The organism is Streptomyces sp. NPDC045021 (assembly GCF_056432645.1).
The window spans coordinates 362,033-381,467 of the sequence record NZ_JBWKIQ010000001.1 but is presented as its reverse complement, the minus strand read 5'-3'; the positions used below and the strand labels follow the sequence as shown (position 1 = coordinate 381,467).

The window sequence follows — 19,435 nt, the reverse complement described above, 5'->3', positions numbered from 1 at the left end:
GACACCGGGAAAGGTGGCCGCGGGCGCGGGAGTTGCTGTCAGGCCTGGTTGGTGCTGGCCGCGATGTCGGCGTCCATCTTCTCGACGGACTCCTTGATCTTGGTGAACTGCATCGCGAAGCTGTTGATGCTCTCCACGGCCTGCTGCAGCGAGGCGGTCAGCTTCTCGTAGGCGGCCTTCATCGCGGGGCTGCTCTGCTGCATGAACAGCCCGTTGTCGAGCAGCCCTTCGACGGAGGTCTTCGTCGAGAGCAGATGGGGGTTGATGTCGTTGACGGCCTGGTTCATCACGCCTGAGACGCGCAGGATCTCGGTGTAGTCAAGGTTGATGTTGCCTGCGGGCATGGTGCGCTCCGTTGGTTGTGGGGTGACCGTGGTGCCGTTCCCGGCTCACGGGTCGGGCCGGTTCCGGCCCTGGTCCTAGTCGTCGTCGGACGTCGTCCAGCCGCTGTCCTGGTCCGCGTTGTCGCTCTTCCACTCCTCGGTCCGGCCGTCGGTCACCACGGTCTTGGTGCCGCTGCCGTCCTCGTTGACCTCGACGGTCGTGACGACCTCGTGGCCGTTGAGGTCCACCGCGGAGTGCGTAGTGCCCTTCACGGTCTGCTGGTTGCCGTCCTTGTCGGGGCCGACGGTGGTGTAGGTGGTGTCCGAGTCACGGTGACCGGTGGTCGTGTTGTAGACCGACGTGGTCGTGCCCGTGGTCGTGCTCTCCTTGCCGTCGGGATCCTTCGTGGTGCTGGTGAAGTGGTCGTTGGTGTTCTTGGTGTTCCCCGACTCGGTGGTCTGGCTGTTGCCCGTCGTGGTCGTGACGTTGCCGTAGACATCGGTGGCGGACGAGTCGTACGTGCCGTCGGCGTGGTAGTTCGTGGTGTCCGTACTGGTCAGGCCGGTATTGGTGTGCTGCGTCGTGGTGATCTTCGTCGGCTTGCCGTCCGGGCCGTACTCGTACGTGGTCGTGGTGGTGTTGCCGTGCCCGTCGTCGGTGGTCCAGGTGCCGGGCCGGTCCGCGGGCGGCTTGGGCGCGTGCGGGTCGTTGGGGTCGGCGTTGCCGGCCGCGACCGCCGCCTGCCAGTCGTCCCAGATCTTCTTCTGGGTCGTGTACAGGTCCGCGGCGAGTGACGCCTCCTGCTTGCTCGCCTCACCGGCCAGCCGGAAGTCCCAGTCCGCCCAGCCGCGCGCCACCCCGTCGTAGAGGTTGCCGAGCTTCTCCAGCTTCTCCTCCGAGCGCTTGAAGGAGCTCTTCCAGACGGAGTAGTAGGCGCGGATGGCCGTGGAGACGGAGGCAGCCCCGGTCTCGTTGACGGTGTAGTCCTGCTTGCCCTCGCGCGCCGCCTGGACCTGCTCCTTGAGGGTGCGGGCCTTCTGGGCGACCTGGTTGAGCAGTTCGTAGTCGACCGCGATGTCGGGCACAGTCACTCCCGGGGGACGGAGTCGGGGACGGGACGCGTACTCAGATCAAACGCACCCGGGATCCGAACGGTTCAGTGATCCGGATTACACCCGTCTCCGGAGCCTGTGACGTCGTTCACACAGTGAACCGATCGCGCGCGCACTGCGTAGACATGATGTCCGGGCCGTGCGGAGCCCGGTTGTTGCCTACGGCAGGTCGCCGCCAGGGGGTGCTTGAACGTGGGAACGCGTCCAGGGGACTGGAGTGCGCTCGGCCTGGACGGCGATCCCACCCCGGGAGACCCCGCCACCCTCATCGTCGTCGCGGACGCGATGCGCGATCTCGCCACTTCGGCCGGGACCATCAACACCGGGCTGAAGGAGCTGCAGGTCACCGCGGGCGACGGCCAGCGCTTCATCGGCAAGACCGCCGACGCGCTGCGCGACAAGGTCGACGACCACCTGTTCAAGTTCGTCGGCCGGGTGGAGGAGTCCTTCCACACGGCGGAGAACGCGCTGCGTACCTACAGCACCGTCGTCACCAACGCCCAGGCCGAGGCGGACCAGGCGCTGTCCGCGGCGCAGGGTCTGCCGCAGGACGACGCGCAGTTGCCGGGTCTCAAGCAGCGAGCCAACGACGCCAAGGGCGACGTGTCCACCGCGGCGACGGAACTGCGCAAGCAACTGCACACGGCCGGCGAGCTGATGGTCCAACCGGTCAGCGACTGCGACCTGTTCTGGGAAGTCTTCCAGTGGCTGACGATCATCCTGTCGGTGCTCGCGGTCTTCACCGGCGGCATCCTGGCCATCATCGCCTGGGGCATGAACGCCGTCCTGCTGATCAAGACCATCGTCGCCTTCAGCCAGGGAAAGGCCTCCGGCCTGGAACTCGGCCTGGCCTTCCTCGGTGTGCTCTTCCCGACGACCAAGGGCATCAACGTCGGCGCCCTGCTGAAGGGGCTGGGCAACAGCCTCAAGAGCGGCGTCGGCGGGCTGGCGATGGCCGGGAAGAACATCTGGTCGCAGATCGGCCACTTCTCCTCGCTCACCGGACTGCCGAAGTTCGTCATCGCGCCCATGGTGATCGGCTCACACCTCGGCCCGGCCCTCAAGATCGACCTGGCCGGCCTGCTGCGCGGCATCGGCAACGGGGCCAAGGGCGGCTGGAACACGATGGTCACCGCCATCCACAGCGACTGGGTGAAGTTCACCGGAAACGTCACCGGCGACTGGGCGAAGGTCGGCACATACACGCTGGTCAATCTCCAGCGGACGGGCCGGTTCGGCATCGCCGCCATCGTGCCGCTCAACGCCACGGAGATCGGCGTCCTCGGCTTCGGCGGCGCGGCCCGGCTCGCGTTCGGCGAACGCGTCCTGGGAATTCCCCACCCCGAGCTGCACGAACTGCTCGTCAACGCGGGCCGCACCGACGCCGCGCTGCACTTCGGCTCGCCGCTGGCGGGCGGCGGCCACGGCACGATGGTGCCGTCCCCGCTCGTGACGCCCGGCGGGCTGCACTTCTCGCCGGGGACGTTCAGCCCCAACTCCTCGCTGGGCGGGCTCTTCCGGCCGGGCGCGGGGTTCGGTTCGGCCGGCACCACCAACCTCGTCCACCTCGCCCTGGGCTCGATGCCCACCGTCAACCTCGGCCATCTCGGCATCGGCTCGCTCGGCACCATCCGCGGCGCCGCGCTCGACGGCATGCACGCGCCGGGCGCCTCCCTCAGCGTGCCCACCGCGGTGAACCCCGGCTCCGGAGCGCTCAGCATCGGCGGCCTGCACGGGATCGGAACCCCCTCCGTGGTCGGCCACGCAGGTGGTGCGCCCGGCCTGCACATCACCGGTGTCGGGGCGCCGCATCCGGGCGGACTGAGCGTCGGCGGAGCGTCCCTGGTCACCCCGCCGCTGCCGCACGGCATGACGACGCTGCCAGGTGGTCTGAGCGTGCCGCTCACCCATGGCGCCGGCATCTCCGCCGGGTCGCAGCTCGTCCACAACGCGGACCTCGCGGCCGGCCACGTACGGCTGGACAGCAATCTGCTGCTGCCCGGCCACACCGCCATCGACCTGCTGCGCGACGCGCACGGCTCGTCCCCGATGGTGCACATGGACCAGGCGGTCACCGGGGTGCACCCGGGAACGACCAGCGTGCCGCACACCGTCGGCATGGGCGAAGGCGTCACCATGGCCCGCGGCGCCGTCGGCCACGCCGAGGCGCTGAACGACCTGACCTTCCCCGAACTGCGCGCACTGGCCTCGGGCGACGTCGCCGTGACCGGTATCAGGGCCGACGGCATCACCCTGCGCATCGGGGACTCCGCACCCAAGACGATCGACGCGCACGCGGTGGCCAACACCGCCCCGGTCCCGCCGGCACCGGTCGCTCACGTGACGACCGGCTCCGTGACGGGCGCGCCCTCCGCCGGGGCGCATGGGGTCCAGGGCGAGCACGCGCTCACGGTGCCGTCGCAGCCGGGAGTCCGTACGACGCCCACCGGTCTGATGGAGCGCCCTGCGCCGTCCGTCACGACCGGGGCCGCGGTGCACCCTGCCCCCGCGCCGCGCGTGCTCAACACCCCCGGACGGCTCCCGCAACCCGCCCTGTCCACGCACGACCTGGCGATGAGTCTGTTGCGTGGTGACGACGAGCTCCGTGTGCCCACTCCCGTCGGGCTCAGCGCCCATACCGGCGCCCCGGCCGGCGTCTCCGCCAAGCCGGGACTGGACGCCGCAGGCGCCGGCCACTCCGGCTCCGCGAACGGCGCGCTCGACCTGGTCGCCCGACCCGGCACCCCTGTCAAGGCCGACGGGGTGCCGGTACCCGGCACCCCGCACCCGGCGGTGGCCGAGGTGCCGGTGCCGCACCTTCCCGCGCCCCGGGACAAGGGCAAGGGCATAGCGGTCGAGCAGACCGCCGTGGTCACCCCGCTGCCGCCGGGCGGGCGGCTCGGTGGGCGTGCCGCGGAGTTGGTGATGAACCAGCGGATCCACGCCGCCCGGCAGATCGTCATCGGCGGCTCCAGCGGCTCCGAGGCCGTCGCGAAGCTCAACGCCTGGGCCAGGTACGAGCGGTCCACGACCAAACTGGGCAAGGCCGAGCAACAGCTCGACCACGTGACCCCGCCGCCCGGCCAGGGCGCCTCCACCGGGCCTACCGCCGCCTACCGGACGGCGCTGGCCGACGTCGAGCGGACCGGAGCGGCCGTCGACAAGGCCGAGGACGCCCTGATCGCGCTCGGCATCGACGCCCGTGCCACCCGCATGGAGATCCGCTCCGTCACCGGCAAGATCTTCACCGACCGCGGCGGCCTGCTCGGCGGCGCCCCCTCGACCAAACCCCGCCCGCCGCGCCCCGGCGCCGCCGAGCTGAACACCCCGTCACCGACGGCCTCGCACACCGCCGCCGACGACGCGATGGACGTCGAGTTGCCCTCCACCGGACCGCACGCCGGCGGCCCGTCCGTGGCCGCCCCCACGCCGCACACCGTGCCGCAACCGGCCGGTCACGACGTCCCCATGTCCCCGCCGGCGCACCAGGGCGGCGACGCGATGCAGATCGACACGCCCGCCCCGACCGGTGGCGTCCACACCTGGACCCCGCCCGCGGGCGTCACAGCCGATCCGCACACCGCGGTCAACGACGCCTTCGCGCACCTGGGCGCGCACACCCCTCCGACGATGGACGCCGGGCGCTACGTGGCCCTGGTGCACGGGAGCGTCGAGGAGTCCCGTCCGATCGCGTACGTGGTGAACGCGATCGTCAACTACCGGGAGCTGGGCGGTCTGCAGTCGTTCCTGGACTCCATCACCCACAACCTGACCGGCTTCGACAGCCGGGTCGCCGTCGTCATCGGTGTCAACGGCCCCCGATCCGAACTCGCCGCGATCCGTACGGCCATCGACAACGCGCTCGGCGGGGCCTCCTTCCCGCACCCGCTCGCCCTGGTCGCCACCCCGATGACCCACAGCGTCAACTTCGCGTACGGCACCGCCCGCAATGCCACCTTGACCAGCGCCGCCAGCACCCATCTGGCGGAGACGATGATCCGGCAGGGCAACCATCCCTACTTCTCCATCATGGACTTCGACGCCCACCCGCACACGGTGCCCGGCGGCGAGCACGTCTTCCGGCACTTCGACGAGGCGCTCGGCGCGCACGGCTCGCCCGGATTCACGCCGCTGCGGCCGCTGATGATGTCCGGCGGCTACCGGATGCCCGACATCACGATGCCCGGTGTCTCGGCAGACCTGGTGAAGGTCACCAACGAACGGCTGGCAGCCGACGCGGCGAAGGCGCCGAAGACGCCGAAACCGCCGAAGGCGGGCGCCGACGGGCCGTCGAAGAGGCCCCGGGTGGTGAAGGTCAAGGGCGACGTGCCCGAGAGCTTCCTGCCCACCCTGGACGCGCGGATCCGGCTCGACATGCGCATCCGCGACCGGCTGGCGGGGATGCACCCGCAGCTGCCCTACTCGCCGGAGCCCAACCTCTTCGTCGACGCGGCCGCCGTCCTGCTGCACCGCCCCGACACGCCGCCGGTGCGGTTCGGCACCGGGGGCGCGGAGTTCCAGACGCTCAGTGAGCGGCTCAACCAGCTCAACGCCTGGGAGCTGGACCGGAACCTGCCGCTGCCGTCCTTCGGCGGGCTCCACCACACCCAGCTGCCGGAGATCCTCAGCCGGATCGACGACGCCTTCCGCGCGGACCGCCCACCCCTGAACCAGGTGGAGATCAACCACGCCCAGGGGGTGCTCAACGACCTGGGGAACGCCGTGCGCAGCGGCGATTCGCTGGTCGGCGGGCTGCGGGCCGACCGGGTGCCGCAGGTCCTGCACAGCCTCGGCGAAGCGCTGGGTCAGGGCGGCGGCCACCTGCATGCCGCGCCGGCCGCCGCGGCCCGCGAGGCGCGGCAGATCCTGTGGCACACCAAGGAGGCCCTCGACGCGCGGCTGACCCTGCGCGAGCTCAACGCCGCCAACCACGTCCTGCCGGAACGCGGAACCGCGTTCCTCACCGACTTCCAGGGTGCCGCGATCCCCACCGACGTGTCCCGGCTGCTGAAGGACCTGTGGAAGGACGGCACCCTCCCGCAGGACCACGCGCACATCAAGAAGCCCCTGGACCGGCTCTTCAACTCCGACGCGTCCGGCGGCAACGTCCAGTCGGGCCGCTCCGGGCTCGAACTCGCCGGACACCGCGACAACTGGATCACCAAGGAGTACGCGAAGCTGCCGCCGAACCTGAACAACGGCAGCCCGTTCGACCCGCTGTGGCCGGTGCGCCCCGCCGCCGGTGACGCGCCGCGCCCGACGACCGCGGCTCTGTCCGGCGGTCTCGACCCCCGGCTGGGCACGCCGGGGAGGCATCCGGTGGGCACCGCCGTCTCCACCCCGGTGCCCGGAGGGGGCGCGGCGGTGTTCGCCGGGATCAACCCCGCCGAACTGCGGCTGGTGTCGCACGGCCTCGCGCTCAGCGCGGACACCACGCACTTCCTGCGCCACCTGCGGTACTTCGCCGCCGAGCACCTGCCCACCCGCGCCATCGACCTGTCACCCGGCTCGCTGTTCGCGGCGCTCGACCGCGCCGCCGTCGCGACCCCCGGCCTGGACCCGGCCCGGATGCTGCAGAGCGCGTTCAACCGGATCGACAATGCCGTCGGGGTGACGGGGGCGACCGCGCAGAGGCGGCTGAAACCGTTCTTCGACAATCTGAACGCCCGCGGCCTCGGCGTCGAGGACTTCTTCGTACGGCTCGTCCAGGGGCGGATCCACCCGCCGACGGACACCCTGCAGGGCCTGCGCGCGGCCGGTGCCGCCGCGCACTTCGCGATGGACGAGGGCGGTCTGCACGTGCTCAGCTTCTACGCCAGCGCGGTGGGCCGCGACATCCGGGTGACCGGCGGCGACGGAGTGCCCCACTTCATCGGCGGGCCCACCAGCGGCAAGCGTTCCCGCGACTTCCTGGAGATCACCTGGCACGGCAGCCCCGAGGACGGCGGCTGGCACGCCCGGCTGTCCGACGGCTCGGGCGCGCCCGAGCCGCCCGTGGAGCGCGGCGGCCCGCCGCCAGGAGCGGATGGACACGGTCCGACCAAGCGTCCCCGCACCGGCGCCCCCGGTGACGGGACATCGCACACCCCCGGCCAACCGGACCACAGCACACCGCCGACCGACCCCGGCACGAAGGTCAAGGGGAAGGGCAGGGCGCCGAACACCGCCACGTCCTCCACCCGGGGCTTCGCTCCCAGCAGCTCCGTTCCGGCTGCTCCCCAGGTCACACGCACGGAGGCCGAGACCGCCGCCTGGGACGCCTACACCGAGGCCAACGGTGAGCTCAACCGGGCACAGAGGGCGTTGGAGGCGCTGGATCCGGGGGTCAGAGGCGGCGGCGGGAGCAGTTCCCACGCCCCGTCCGGGGGCTCGCACGCCTACGATCAGGCGATGGACCTGATGCGCCGGGCGAACGCGGCGCTGAACCGCGCCGAGGGTGAGCTGGCACGGCTCGGCATCGACCTGCAGGCCCGGATGAACAACCTCACCCTCAGCCCGGGCCGCCCCCGCCGGCCCCCGCTCCCGCCCTCCGGAGACGCCCCGTGACCCCGCCCCCCGCCCGACCGGCGATCCTCTACGTCGCCGATCCGGAACAACGGCCTGCGGCGCACCCGACGATCGCCGCCGCCTTGAACGCGGCGGCGGACGGCGACGAGATCCGGATCGCCCCCGGCGAGTACACCGAGGCGCTGCGCGTCGAACGGAGCGTCTCGCTGCTGGCCTGGACGGCCGACGGGCAGAACCCGTCGGGCCGCCACGACCTGGTGACCGTCACCGCCCCCGACGAGGACCGGCCAGGCCTCGAAGTGGCCGCCGGCGCCCGGGTGGTGCTGCGCGGGCTGACCGTACGAGGCGGGGCGGCCAACCGTCCCGCCGTGCGGTTCGGCGGCGGCAGCACCGAATGGTCCGGCGGCGGGATCACCCGCGGCCGGCTGGAAGTGCTGGGTGCCGCGGACGCCCGGCTGTGCGACACGACGCTCGCCGGAGCCACCCTCACCGGCGCCCTGCTGCGTACCACCGGCGCCGTGCACCTGACCGACTGCCTGCTGACGGACGCCGACGGCACGGGACTGGTGGCCGGCGGCTCCACCCACCTCGAACTGGAACGCACCACCGTCCGAGGGGCTTCGGGCTCCGGGCTGCGCGTCCGGGAGAGTGCCCGGGTCATCCTGCGTGACAGCCTGATCGACCGCACGGGCCGCAGCGGCCTGCTCGTCGAGGACCAGGGCTCGGCGCTCCTGACGGAGTGCCGGGTACGGGACAGCGGGGCCGAGGCCGTGCGCGTCCTGGGCAGTTCGCCCGCCCCCGCGGACCCCGCCGGGGCCGACGACCGGACGGTGCGCGCCGACGACGGCGTGCGCCTGCACGGTTGCGAACTGACGGGTTCCGGCACCGACGCGGTGAGCGTCACCGGGCACGGCCACGTGCTGCTCACCGCGTGCGTGCTGCGGGACAGCGGCGGATCGGGCGTGAGCGCCGGGGACGACGCCCGCGTGTGGCTCGCCGACACGCGGATCGTCCGCACGGCCGCCGCAGCGCTGCGGGTGCACGGCGCCGCCCGGCTGACCGCCGGGCAGAGCACCGTACGGGAGTCGGCCGCCAACGGCCTGCTCGCCGCCGACGACGCGACCGTACGGCTGGAGGACTGCGAAGTGGGGGAGTGCCGGTTCAGTCCGGTCCACCTCGGAGGACGCGCCACCGTCGAGCTGATCAGGCTGCGGGCGTCCGGGTCACCGGAACACGGCGTGCATGTGGTCGCCGACGCGACCGTCGAGATCGTCGACGGCTCGATCGCCCACTGCGGGATGTCCGGTCTCGACATCGCGGGCGCGGCCCGCGCGGAGGTACGGGGACTGAGCGTGCTGCGCTGCCGCAACGGCATCACCTCCGCGTCCAGCGGCCCGGTGCGGCTGCTCGACTGCGAGGTGACGGACGGGGAGCGGGCCGCCGTCGTGCTGGGGCCCGGAGACGTCGAGATGACGGGCGGGCGGCTGTTGCGGCCGGGCACCGCCGGGCTGGTCGTGGAGGCGGACGCCCGGCCGCGGGTGACCGATCTGGAGGTCCGGGAGGCGGCCGGTTCCGGTGTGGTGGTGGCCGGGGACGCGGAGCCGCGGCTGAGCGGGGTCCGCATCGTCCGGCCCGGCAAGAACGGCCTCATCGTGGAGGCCGGGGGAGCGGGCCTGTTCGAGGACTGCGACATCGCCGGACCCGGATTCCCCGCCGTGCACCTCGGTGCCGGGGCGACTCCCGTACTGCGGCGGATCCGGGTCCATGACGCCGGCGAGGACCTGAGCGCCGACCCGGGAGCCGAGCCGGTCGTGGAGGAGTGCGTCTCGGTCCGGGTGAAGTCCCCGCTGTGGCCGGCCGCTTCGCTCCCGGTCGCGGCGGCGTCCGGCCCGTCGAAGGCGCCTGACGTGAAGGGTGCGGACGAGAGCGGCCCGGCGGAGGAAGCCGAGGAGAGTCTGGACAGTCTGCTGGGCGAACTGGACGAGTTGATCGGTCTGGGCCGGGTCAAACAGGATGTGGCGTCGCTGGTCAAGCTCATGCGGATGGTGCAGCGGCGCAGTGCGGCGGGGCTCGCGGCGCCCCCGCTGAGCCGGCACCTGGTCTTCGCGGGGAACCCGGGGACCGGCAAGACGACCGTGGCCCGGCTCTACGGCCGGATCCTGGCCGCGGTGGGGTTGCTGGAACGCGGCCACCTCGTCGAGGCCGACCGGTCGGCGCTGGTCGGCGAGTACGTCGGCCACACCGGGCCGAAGACCCAGCGGGTGTTCCAGGAGGCCATGGGCGGTGTGCTGTTCATCGACGAGGCGTACTCGCTGGCCCCGGTCGGCGGCAGCGCGGGCAACGACTTCGCCCAGGAAGCCATCGCGACCCTGGTCAAGTTGATGGAGGACCACCGGGACTCGGTCGTGGTGATCGTGGCCGGCTACCCGGCCGAGATGGAGCACTTCATCGACTCCAACCCGGGGCTGGCGTCGCGGTTCAACCGGACGCTGCTGTTCGAGGATTACGACACCGCCGAACTGGTCCGGATCGTCGAACAGCACGCGGCCTCGCACCAGTACGACCTCACCGACGCGGCGCGGACGATGCTGGACGCCTACTTCGCCCATGTGCCCAGGGACGGGCGGTTCGGCAACGGCCGCTCCGCCCGCCAGGCGTTCCAGGCGATGACGGAGCGGCAGGCCTACCGGGTGGCGGAGATCGACGAGCCGACCGAGGACGATCTGGTGACGCTGTCCGAGCTCGATCTGCCGGAGCTCGACACCCAGCCCGCGCCGTAGCGGCCGGGCGGCTGCCCCTTTCGGGTCAGCGCAGCCGCCACTTCTGGTTGTTGGTGCCCTTGCAGGTCCACAGCTGCAGCTTGGCGCCGCTCGCGTTGTTGCCGTTCGCGACGTCGACGCACTTGTCGGCCTGCGGGTTCACCAGGTCGCCGGCGCCGCTGAGGATGAACCGCTGGGCCGGGTTGCCGCTGCACCGGGCGAGCTGGATGGCGGCGCCGTCGTTGCGGGAGCCCCAGGCCACGTCCATGCAGTAGCCCATCGAATGCACGGTGCCGTCGGACTGGAAGTCCCAGCGCTGGCTGTTGGCCCCGGTGCAGTTGCCGATCTGCAGGGCGAGGCCGTCGGTCCCCTTGCCGCCGGGGACGGTGATGCAGCGGCCCGAGGCCGTTCCGACCACGGTCGAGCCGGGAGCGATGATGGGCGGGGCCTTCGGGCTGGGCGCCTGGGACGGCACCGAAGCGGGCGGATTCGTCCGGGGCCTGGTCTGCGGCTGCCCCGCGGCGGGGCTCGGCGGGGCCGCGACCGAACCGGGCCCGTTCGGGGCGGCGGGCTGCTGGGCCGTGGCCTGCGACCGGGGCTGCGTCACGGAGGACGTCTGCCGTGGGGTCGCGGCGGGGGTGGTCGGGGTCCCCTTGGACGGTTCGGCGACCACCGGACGGTCGGACGCCGCCGTCTCCATCGTGAGGTCGATGTGGCGGATCAGCGGCACCGTCATGGCGCCGATGCCGACCACCGCCGCCACGGCGACGGTGGTCGCCCAGACCCGCCGTCCGGGCAGCAGCCCGCGCCGGGGCACCGTTGGGCGGCGCGCGAAGGTGTCGGAGAAGCGGGGCCCCGAGCTGTCGGGACGCTCGGCGGACTGCTTCGGGGGAAGGGACGGCACGAAGTCTCCTGTCGGGATCAGGAGGTGCGCGCAGGAAGCGCCGGCGCAATGTCATCAACCGTTCCCAGAGGGCGGGTTGAGGCACTGACCACTCGCTCTGACCTCGCTCACCGGATACGTGGCCAGTGTACCTATCTCCCGCCCCCGCCGGCCGCCGGACCCTATCGCCTCACTGCTTGGTGATGCGCTCCGGGCGGACGACCAGGATCACCCGTCGCTCGGCGTCGCCCACCGGAGGCTCGTACTCGAGGCCGTACCGCTTCGCGAGAACCCGGCGCTGCGCTCGCTGTTCGGCCGGGCGGTCCTGGCCATCAGGGACGAGACGGCGGACGGGCTCCTGCGCTGACGCCGGTGATCTCCAACTCGCTCTGATCCCAGCGGGGTTCTCCGTACCGGGGTATTGACCTTCGAAGCGACGCCCACCACTCTGAACACATGTTCAGAACAAACGTTCAGAACGCACTCGGGCCGGCCGACGTCGCGGTGATCGGCGGCGGCATGGCCGGAATGGCGACGGCCCTGCGGCTGCAGGCCGCCGGGGTGTCGACCGTGGTGCTGGAAGCGCACGGCCACGCCGGCGGGTGTGCCGGCTACTACCGCAAGCGGGGCTTCTCCTTCGACGTGGGCGCGACGACGCTGGTCGACTTCGCGCCCGGCGGGGTCGGCGCGGAGCTGCTGGAGAGCGCCGGCATCGCACCGCTGGACGCGCACGAGCTGCCCGGCTACCGGGCGTTCCTGCCCGACCGGGAGGTCGTGCTGCACCGTGATCCAGCCGCCTGGCACGCCGAGCGGCTGCGGATGCTGGGGGACACCGAACGGCACCGGCGCTTCTGGGACCTGCTCGACCGGCTGGCGGCAACGTTCTGGCGGGCCAGCCGGTCGGGCGTGCGACTGCCCGTACGCGGTCCCGCCGATGCGCTGCGGGATTTGCGGGCCATCGGCTTCGCCGGCCTGCCGCTCGCCCGCCATGTGAACCGGACCCTCGGGGACGCGCTGCGCGGCTACGGCCTGCGGGAGGACGCGGCCCTGGTCGGTCTGCTCGGCATGCTCGTCGAGGACACCGTGCACACCGGTGTCGACGACGCGCCACTGATCAACGCGGCGCTCGGGGTGACGATCCGGGGCGCGGGGCTCAGCCGGCACGCCGGCGGTATGCACGGCTTCTGGCGCGTTCTGGTGGCGCACTACCGGAGCCTCGGCGGTCGGCTCCGGACTGGGTGCGAGGTGTCGGGTGTCGACGGCGAGCCCGGCGCCTATCAGGTGACCACGCGTCAAGGTGTCCTCCGGGCCCGGCGTGTGGTGTGCGCGATACCCGCCGTCACCACGGCCAGGATCTGCGGCACGCTGCCGGTCGCCCGCAGGCTGCGGCCGTATCTGGAGCGTGACGCGGACGCGTCGGGCGGCGCGTGTGTGGTCTTCCTGGGGGTGCCCGAGTCCGAGGTGTCGGGCCAGCAACTCACCCACCATCAACTGCTGCAGTCGTACGACCGTCCACTGGGCGACGGGAACAACATGTTCGTCTCCGTCTCCGAGCCGGGGGACACGCTCAGCGCCCCGCCGGGACACCGGGCGGTGATGATCTCCACGCACACCGATCTGGCCGGCTGGGCCGGGCTCGACGCGGCCGGGTACGAGCAGCGCAAGAAGGAGATCGGCGAGCGGCTCGTCGCCTGCGCGCGGCGGGCCTACCCCACGCTGGGGGAGCGGGCCGTGATCGCCCAGACCGGCACGCCCCGCAGCTACGAGCGCTTCGGATTCCGTCCGGCCGGCGCGGTCGGCGGCCCGCGCCAGAACCTGCGCAACACCAACCAGCACGCAGTCCCGCACGATCTCGGCGGCCGCGGCCTGTGGCTGGTCGGCGACTCGACCTGGCCGGGGCTGGGCACCGTCGCCTGCGTGTTGGGCAGCCGCATCGTCGCCGAGGGGATGCTGCGCGAGAAGGGATCGGCCCGGTGAACCAGCCCGGCTCCATCAACCAGCCCAGCTCAACCCATCAGTCCGGCTCAGCCAACCAGTCCAGCTCCGTCGACCAGCCCAGTCTGGCCGACCTCGGTGCGGACCTGCTGGTCACCACGCGCCGGCGGCGGGTGATCGCGCTGTGCCGCCCGTTCGCCGGGGTCGTGCTCTTCGCGGTCGCGGCGTGGCTCGGCTGGTGGTGGCTCACGCCGGTCATCGTCTTCGGCGTCTTCGTGTCCGTCGTCACGGTCACGCACGACGTCGTGCACCGCACGATCGGCCTGTCGGCGCGGGCCACCGACTGGGCGCTGTTCGCGACCGGGCTGGTGCTGTTGGAGAGCGGGCACGCTTACCGCGCCACGCACACCCAGCACCACCGGTTCTTCCCGCACCCCGACGATCCGGAGGGCCACCCGGCCGATCTGTCGTTTCTCGGTGCGCTGCTGCACGGACCGGTGTTCCTCGTCCGCCTCTGGTTCTGGTCCTTCCGGCGCGGCCGGGACCGTGGGTGGCTGCTGGCCGAGGCGGCCGTGCCCCTCGCGGTGCTCGGCGGCGGCGCGCTGGCCTGGTCGTACGCGCCGGGAGTGCTGGTCTACGCGGTGATGATGATCGTCGGAAGCTGGGTCTACCCGCTGCTGACGGTGTATCTGCCGCACCACGACTACGGTGACACGCCGCTGACCCAGACCCGTACGCTGCGGGGCCGGATCATCCCCGCGGTCTTCCTGGAGCTCACCTACCACCTCGAACACCATCTGTACCCGCAGGTGCCGAGCCACCATCTGCCGGAGCTGGCGCGCCGGCTCGAGACGTACTTCGCCGCCAACGGCGTCCGGGCGGTGCGCGTTGTCTGACACCCGCGGCCGGGTACTCGACGCCGCCCTGGCCTGCCTCGTGGCGAACGGCTTCGGCGGCACCACCGCGCGGGCGATAGCTCAGGCGGGCGGCTTCGCACCCGGAGTGATCTACTACCACTTCACCGATCTGGACGATCTGTTGGTCGCGACGCTGGCGCACACCTGCGAGGCGCGCGCGAAGAGATACCGGGCCGAGCTGTCCGGGGTGGACCGCGCCGTGCGCGCGGCCGACGTGCTCCGGGTGCTCTACGACGAGGACACCGAGGTCGGGCACATCGCCGCCGTTCAGGAGATCTACGCCGGAGCGCGTCCCGGGTCGCGGCTGGCCGCCCAACTGTCGTTGGAGACCCGGCGATGGGAGGAACTGGCGGAGGAGTTGCTGACCACGTTGTTGCGCGGCAAGCCGCTCGCATCCGTGGTGCGGGTGCGCGTGGTGGCCGGCGCGGCCGTGGCGTTCTACCTGGGCATGGAGACGCTCACCCACCTCGACGGCGACCGGTCGCGACCGGCGGCGTTCTTCGACCAGGCCGCCCGGATTGCGGCCGTCTTCGACCGGATCCCGCGGCTGCGTCGACGATCCTCCCCGGGGCCGACCGTGCCCCGACCGCCCCCGACGGCCCGCTTACCGTAGACGAACCCGCTTGCGTCAATGAAAGGCTGCCCCTCATGAAGATCCTGGTCGTCGGTGCCGGAGCCACCGGAGGCTTCTTCGGCGCCCGCCTCCTCCAGGCCGGCCGAGACGTCACCTTCCTTGTCCGCCCGAACCGCGCCGCCACGTTGCGCGAGCGAGGTCTGCGGATCACGGGTCTGACCGAGGACGAGGTGATCACACCCCGGCTGATCACCGCTCCCGAACTGACCGCCCCCTACGACCTGGTGCTGCTGTCGGTGAAGGCCACCGCCCTCAAGCAGGCCATCGACGACGTGGCGCCGGCGATCGGCCACCGGACCGCGATCGTGCCCCTCCTCAACGGGATGGCCCATCTCGGCGAGCTCAACGCGCGCTTCGGTGCCCGGCCGGTGCTGGGCGGCGTGGCCAAGGTCGTCACCACCCTGAACGCCGACGGCGACATCGTCCGTCTCGCCCCGGTGGCGAACCTGGACATCGGCGAGCAGGACGGACGTCCGTCGGCCCGGCTGGACGAGGTGCACGCCGTGCTGGACGCCGCCGGTATGAAGGCGGGCATCGTGCCGGACATCGTCGCGGCGATGTGGCACAAGTGGGTCTTCATCACCACCGTCGGCGCGGTGACGTGCCTGATGCGCGGCACGGTCGGCGACGTCAACGCCGTCCCCGGAGGATCCGACTTCGCGCTCGCCGTCCTGGCCGAAGCCGCAGCGGTGTCGACCGCGGCCGGGTTCCCCGTCCCGGAGAGCCAACTCGCCGTGATCACGGGGACGGTGAAGCAGGACGGCCCGTTCGCGTCCTCCATGTACCGCGACGTCGAGAACGGTCGTCCGAGCGAGGTCGAGCACCTCTTCGGCGACTTCCTCGCGCGGGCCCGCGCCCTCCAGGTGGACACCCCCCTGCTCGACCTGGCCACCCTGCACCTGCGCGTCCACCAGCACCGCACCGCCCAGGGCGCGTTCGGCCGGTCGTAGGGCAACGGACCGGCCGGCGGCGTCGAACACGGTTGCCGGTCGCTCCGGTCCTCAGGCCCTTGACGCGGACAGGTGCGACCTCTGTCATGGACGCACGAGATAGGGCAGAACGGCCTGGGGGGCACAGTGGGGGTTGACGAGCCGAACGCACCTGGCGGCGACAGCGGTGGTCACCAAGGGCCGCCGGACGGATGGAATCCCGACCGCGTCCTCACGATCGTGCTGCTCGTGATCGTCGTGGCGCTGTTCCTGTGGGGGATGTCGTCCAACGGGAGCGGCACCACCGAGTGCACGGGCGGCTGCGGCTGGCACTGACCGGCACCGGTACAGCCGGGCCGGCCGCAGCCACCCGCTCAGCGGCCCCGCCGCGCAGCTCCCCGGCGAGCGCGCCGAGATCCTCGCCAAGGTCCTGGGCCGGCCGCCGCGCTTCGAGGGGCAGCCCGACGACGAGGCGCGGGCCGAGATGCTCGGCAACGGCGTCCCGGAGCGCTACGTCGACGCGTTCTTCCGCTTCTTCGTCGACGGTGAGTTCGACGACACCCCTGTCCTGCCCACGGTCGAGGAGCTCACCGGCCGCCCGCCGCGCACCTTCGGGGAATGGGCCCTCACCCACGTGGACGCCTTCCGATGAAGGTGGGACAGTCCGGTTGCCGTACCGCTCCGAGGCTGCGGAAGATGTCCGGGCTGCGGCGCGATCACGCACCGAAGTGGTCGTATAAGCGGGCCGCAGGTGGGGTAGAACGGTGGCGGACATCCTGAACCGGGGTGTCCGCGGCGCCCGTTGTGGGCGGCACTGTCACGGACGAAGGATGCAAAAACGATGGCCAGCGGCACGGTGAAGTGGTTCAACTCGGAAAAGGGCTTCGGGTTCATCGCCCAGGACGGCGGCGGCGCCGACGTCTTCGCCCACTACTCCAACATCTCGGGCACCGGCTATCGCGAGCTCGCGGAGGGCGAGCATGTGACCTTCGATGTCACGCAGGGCCAGAAGGGACCGCAGGCGGAGAACATCGTCCGCGGCTGACACCTCGGGTGTGGGAAGAGGCCGGCGCCTGCCCGTCGGCCTCTTCCCACCACCCAGGCCCGTTCTCGCCCGCCGGACGGGCCGAGGACGAGACGTGGGACACCTCCCTGGCGTGGATGTCACATTTCGAGCGGTCGGGCCGCTCTCAGATGTTGAACCACGACATAGGGAGCACCCGATGAAGCTCACCATCTTCGCCGCGACCGGCGGGATCGGCCGGCAGATCCTCGACCAGGCCGTCGCGGCAGGCCATGACGTCACCGCGGTCGTGCGGAACCCGGACAAGGTCTCCGGACCGATACGTATCGTCACCGCCGATCTGGCCTCAGCGGACCCGGACGCACTCCAGTCGGCGATCAGCGGGGCCGACGCCGTTCTCTCCGGCCTCGGGGCCCGCTCGAAATCCGAAGCCGGCGTCGCCTGGCGGGGGACGCGGGCCATAGTCCAGGCGATGCAGGCCACGGACGTACGGCGCATCGTCGTCGTCAGCGCGGCCCCGATCGGCACCGTGCCGTCGCCCGGCATCCCGCACCCCCCGAAGCACGATCCCGGCGACGGGTTCCTCATGCGGCATGTGTTCGGCCGGTTGGTGAAGGTCGCACTCCGCGAGCACTACGCCGACCTCGCGCGGATGGAGGACGTCCTTCGCGAGACCACCCTGGAATGGACCGTGGTGCGGCCCCCGAAGCTGACCGACAAGGCGCTGACCGGTACCTACCGCACCGCGTACGAACAGAACGTGCGCGGCAGTTGGTCGGTCTCCCGCGCCGACGTCGCCCACTGCATGCTCGATGTCCTGGAACGCCCCGAGACGGTCCGCCGGACGATCGGCATCGCCGGCTGACAAGGCCACCGAAGAGACCGACGAAGGGCCCGGCCCGCCACGGAAGGGCCGGGCCCGTCGTCGTGCACGACGACCTTCGGGCTGCCTCCTCGGGCGCCGTTCACCGTGGGGTGAGAGTCGTTCCGAGGCGCTCGGTGGTGTTGCCGTAGGGGAGGTCGCTGAGGGGCTGATCGGTGCAGAAACGGGTGACGAGATCGGCGAAGTCCGCGATGCGCTCGACGGGCGCCAGGTGATCGGTCTCCTTGATCGTGGTGAACCACGCCGCGGGCAGTTGGGCGGCCACCTCGCGGCCCATCTCCGGGGTGGTCAGCGTGTCGTACTCGCCGGTGACCACCAGGCTGGGGATGGTGGGCGCCGGTTCGGGGCGGTACCACTCATGGCGCATCAACCGGGTGTTGTGCTCGGCGGACTTGCGCAGCTCCTCGGGGCTCTGGCCGACGATCTGCTGGTAGACCAGCCGGGAGACGGCGGCGTGCTTGCGGACATGGCCGGTGCCCGGAGGGGACATGAAGCGGTCCGCCAGCTCCCGGGCGATCGGCTCCGTCTCCCCGCGCTCGATCATGCCGGACCAGCGCTCCATGGCCTCGGCGTAGCCGGCCGGGATACGGGTGGTCATGCCGACCAGCAGGAGGCGCTTGACGAGTGCGGGGTAGTGCTGCGCGAAGCGCAGGCCGATGGCCCCGCCGTAACAGGCGGCGACGAGATTGATCCGGGGCAGCCCGAGCTCTTCCACGAGATGGCGGACGGCAGCCGCCAGGAAGTCGACCCCGTACTTGGCGGGCAGGAAGTCGGCGCTGCCGTAGCCGGGGAGGTCCACGGTGATCACCTGGCCCAGGTGGGCCAGCCACTTCTCGTGGCGCACCCAAGAGTTGCGGTCCTGCGACGATCCGCCGAGGACCAGGACCGGCTCGGTGCGGGGAGTGCCCTGGCGCACGATGCGGCAGGTGAAGCGGAAGCCGTCGAAGGTCAGATCCCGCTCCTCCACGCGGACCGGTGGTGTCGCCCCCTGGACCCCCAGGACTCCGTGGGCCGCCGGGGCCTGTCCGGGGAGGGTGGCGGTGGCGGAGGCGCCGAGCCGGTCCGCCCCACGGTCCTGAGGAGGTGCGGTGTCGGTGGACATGAAGGGCTCCAGAATTCGGGGAGGGCGGTGTGACGCCGGCCCCGGCCACGGCGGGCGGGGACGGCGCCCGGACCGTTCCGCCTGCATGACGTGACCCGAAAGGAGTCGGCGGACAGCCCGGTGACGAAGAGCGAACGCCCAGCGCCCGCTGTGCGCGGCGTCCGCACACAAGGGGCCGATCGCCGCTTCGATCACCAATAGGTGTTCGTTGCAGTCTGTTTGCCCGGATTGGCGGGAACACCCTTTGCGGGGTTGATTCACCTCTTCAGGTGAAAAGAGCCGTCACTGTGGGTGAACATTCCGAGGATTGCGACTGACGCCTGTCACTCGTCGTAGCCGTGGGGTTCGGCCTGCCGCACTTCGCACCGGGAGCCCGACCGGTTGGACGTACGGTTCTCCCAACGTCGCTTTCGCAGCTCGCACGGG

Annotated in this window: 15 protein-coding genes; 11 read left to right on the top strand and 4 right to left on the bottom strand. The window is 71.7% G+C overall.

The genetic code is table 11. From position 1 onward, the window contains the following. Positions 1 to 38 precede the first annotated feature (38 nt). Together AC07DC_RS01730 and AC07DC_RS01725 are read right to left on the bottom strand one after the other, a co-directional pair. Entirely contained in the window at positions 39 to 344 is a 306-nt protein-coding gene (locus tag AC07DC_RS01730; RefSeq protein ID WP_138354356.1) for a hypothetical protein, read from the bottom strand. Between the two features lie 75 nt (positions 345 to 419). Next, a complete protein-coding gene (locus AC07DC_RS01725) occupies positions 420 to 1,409 on the bottom strand; it encodes a hypothetical protein (RefSeq protein WP_478910842.1) in 990 nt (329 codons plus the stop codon). Positions 1,410 to 1,628: 219 nt separating this feature from the next. Here AC07DC_RS01725 and AC07DC_RS01720 point away from each other — a divergent pair, with 219 nt between their 5' ends. Beyond that, entirely contained in the window at positions 1,629 to 7,982 is a 6,354-nt protein-coding gene (locus AC07DC_RS01720; RefSeq protein ID WP_478910841.1) for a putative T7SS-secreted protein, read from the top strand. Continuing rightward, entirely contained in the window at positions 7,979 to 10,723 is a 2,745-nt protein-coding gene (locus AC07DC_RS01715; RefSeq protein ID WP_478910839.1) for a right-handed parallel beta-helix repeat-containing protein, read from the top strand. Before AC07DC_RS01720 ends, AC07DC_RS01715 begins: the two co-directional genes overlap by 4 nt. Positions 10,724 to 10,748: 25 nt before the next feature. Here AC07DC_RS01715 and AC07DC_RS01710 read toward each other — a convergent pair whose 3' ends face one another. Continuing rightward, a complete protein-coding gene (locus AC07DC_RS01710; RefSeq protein ID WP_478910837.1) occupies positions 10,749 to 11,606 on the bottom strand; it encodes a ricin-type beta-trefoil lectin domain protein in 858 nt (285 codons plus the stop codon). Between the two features lie 118 nt (positions 11,607 to 11,724). On the opposite strand from AC07DC_RS01710, the gene AC07DC_RS01705 reads away from it, so the two are divergent. From AC07DC_RS01705 to AC07DC_RS01665, 9 genes are all read left to right on the top strand, one after another. Further along, positions 11,725 to 11,952 carry a hypothetical protein gene (locus AC07DC_RS01705; protein ID WP_478910835.1) on the top strand — a complete coding sequence of 76 codons (228 nt, stop codon included), beginning with the start codon at positions 11,725 to 11,727 and terminating at the stop codon, positions 11,950 to 11,952. An 89-nt stretch (positions 11,953 to 12,041) separates the two neighbouring features. Then, on the top strand, positions 12,042 to 13,562 hold the full coding sequence (locus AC07DC_RS01700) for a phytoene desaturase family protein (protein ID WP_478910833.1): 1,521 nt from the start codon (positions 12,042 to 12,044) through the stop codon (positions 13,560 to 13,562). Continuing rightward, positions 13,559 to 14,416 (top strand): fatty acid desaturase family protein, encoded by an 858-nt coding sequence (locus AC07DC_RS01695; RefSeq protein ID WP_478910831.1) that lies wholly within the window; start codon positions 13,559 to 13,561, stop codon positions 14,414 to 14,416. Before AC07DC_RS01700 ends, AC07DC_RS01695 begins: the two co-directional genes overlap by 4 nt. After that, a complete protein-coding gene (locus AC07DC_RS01690; protein WP_478910829.1) occupies positions 14,409 to 15,050 on the top strand; it encodes a TetR/AcrR family transcriptional regulator in 642 nt (213 codons plus the stop codon). The genes AC07DC_RS01695 and AC07DC_RS01690 overlap by 8 nt, the downstream gene beginning before the upstream one ends. Positions 15,051 to 15,085: 35 nt before the next feature. Beyond that, positions 15,086 to 16,021, top strand: a complete 936-nt coding sequence (locus AC07DC_RS01685) for a 2-dehydropantoate 2-reductase (protein ID WP_478910828.1) — start codon at positions 15,086 to 15,088, stop codon at positions 16,019 to 16,021. 126 nt (positions 16,022 to 16,147) lie between these two features. Beyond that, positions 16,148 to 16,336 (top strand): hypothetical protein, encoded by a 189-nt coding sequence (locus AC07DC_RS01680; RefSeq protein ID WP_478910827.1) that lies wholly within the window; start codon positions 16,148 to 16,150, stop codon positions 16,334 to 16,336. 148 nt (positions 16,337 to 16,484) lie between these two features. Continuing rightward, the gene (locus tag AC07DC_RS01675) at positions 16,485 to 16,652 is read left to right on the top strand and encodes a hypothetical protein (RefSeq protein WP_478910825.1); all 168 of its coding nucleotides are present in this window, start codon (positions 16,485 to 16,487) and stop codon (positions 16,650 to 16,652) included. Between the two features lie 189 nt (positions 16,653 to 16,841). Continuing rightward, entirely contained in the window at positions 16,842 to 17,045 is a 204-nt protein-coding gene (locus AC07DC_RS01670) for a cold-shock protein (RefSeq protein ID WP_138354363.1), read from the top strand. Between the two features lie 178 nt (positions 17,046 to 17,223). Next, positions 17,224 to 17,889 carry an NAD(P)-dependent oxidoreductase gene (locus tag AC07DC_RS01665; RefSeq protein ID WP_478910823.1) on the top strand — a complete coding sequence of 222 codons (666 nt, stop codon included), beginning with the start codon at positions 17,224 to 17,226 and terminating at the stop codon, positions 17,887 to 17,889. Positions 17,890 to 17,989: 100 nt separating this feature from the next. Here the strand turns inward: AC07DC_RS01665 and AC07DC_RS01660 are convergent, their stop codons facing one another. Further along, on the bottom strand, positions 17,990 to 19,009 hold the full coding sequence (locus AC07DC_RS01660) for an alpha/beta fold hydrolase (protein ID WP_478910821.1): 1,020 nt from the start codon (positions 19,007 to 19,009) through the stop codon (positions 17,990 to 17,992). Positions 19,010 to 19,435 lie beyond the last annotated feature (426 nt).

What these genes read in the sequence shown, in the direction of transcription:
- AC07DC_RS01730 (WP_138354356.1), bottom strand. Translation starts at nt 344, where the DNA reads ATGCCCGCAGGCAACATCAACCTTGACTACACCGAGATCCTGCGCGTC.
- AC07DC_RS01700 (WP_478910833.1), top strand. Translation starts at nt 12,042, where the DNA reads ATGTTCAGAACAAACGTTCAGAACGCACTCGGGCCGGCCGACGTCGCG.
- AC07DC_RS01685 (WP_478910828.1), top strand. Translation starts at nt 15,086, where the DNA reads ATGAAGATCCTGGTCGTCGGTGCCGGAGCCACCGGAGGCTTCTTCGGC.
- AC07DC_RS01675 (WP_478910825.1), top strand. Translation starts at nt 16,485, where the DNA reads ATGCTCGGCAACGGCGTCCCGGAGCGCTACGTCGACGCGTTCTTCCGC.
- AC07DC_RS01670 (WP_138354363.1), top strand. Translation starts at nt 16,842, where the DNA reads ATGGCCAGCGGCACGGTGAAGTGGTTCAACTCGGAAAAGGGCTTCGGG.
- AC07DC_RS01665 (WP_478910823.1), top strand. Translation starts at nt 17,224, where the DNA reads ATGAAGCTCACCATCTTCGCCGCGACCGGCGGGATCGGCCGGCAGATC.
- AC07DC_RS01660 (WP_478910821.1), bottom strand. Translation starts at nt 19,009, where the DNA reads ATGTCCACCGACACCGCACCTCCTCAGGACCGTGGGGCGGACCGGCTC.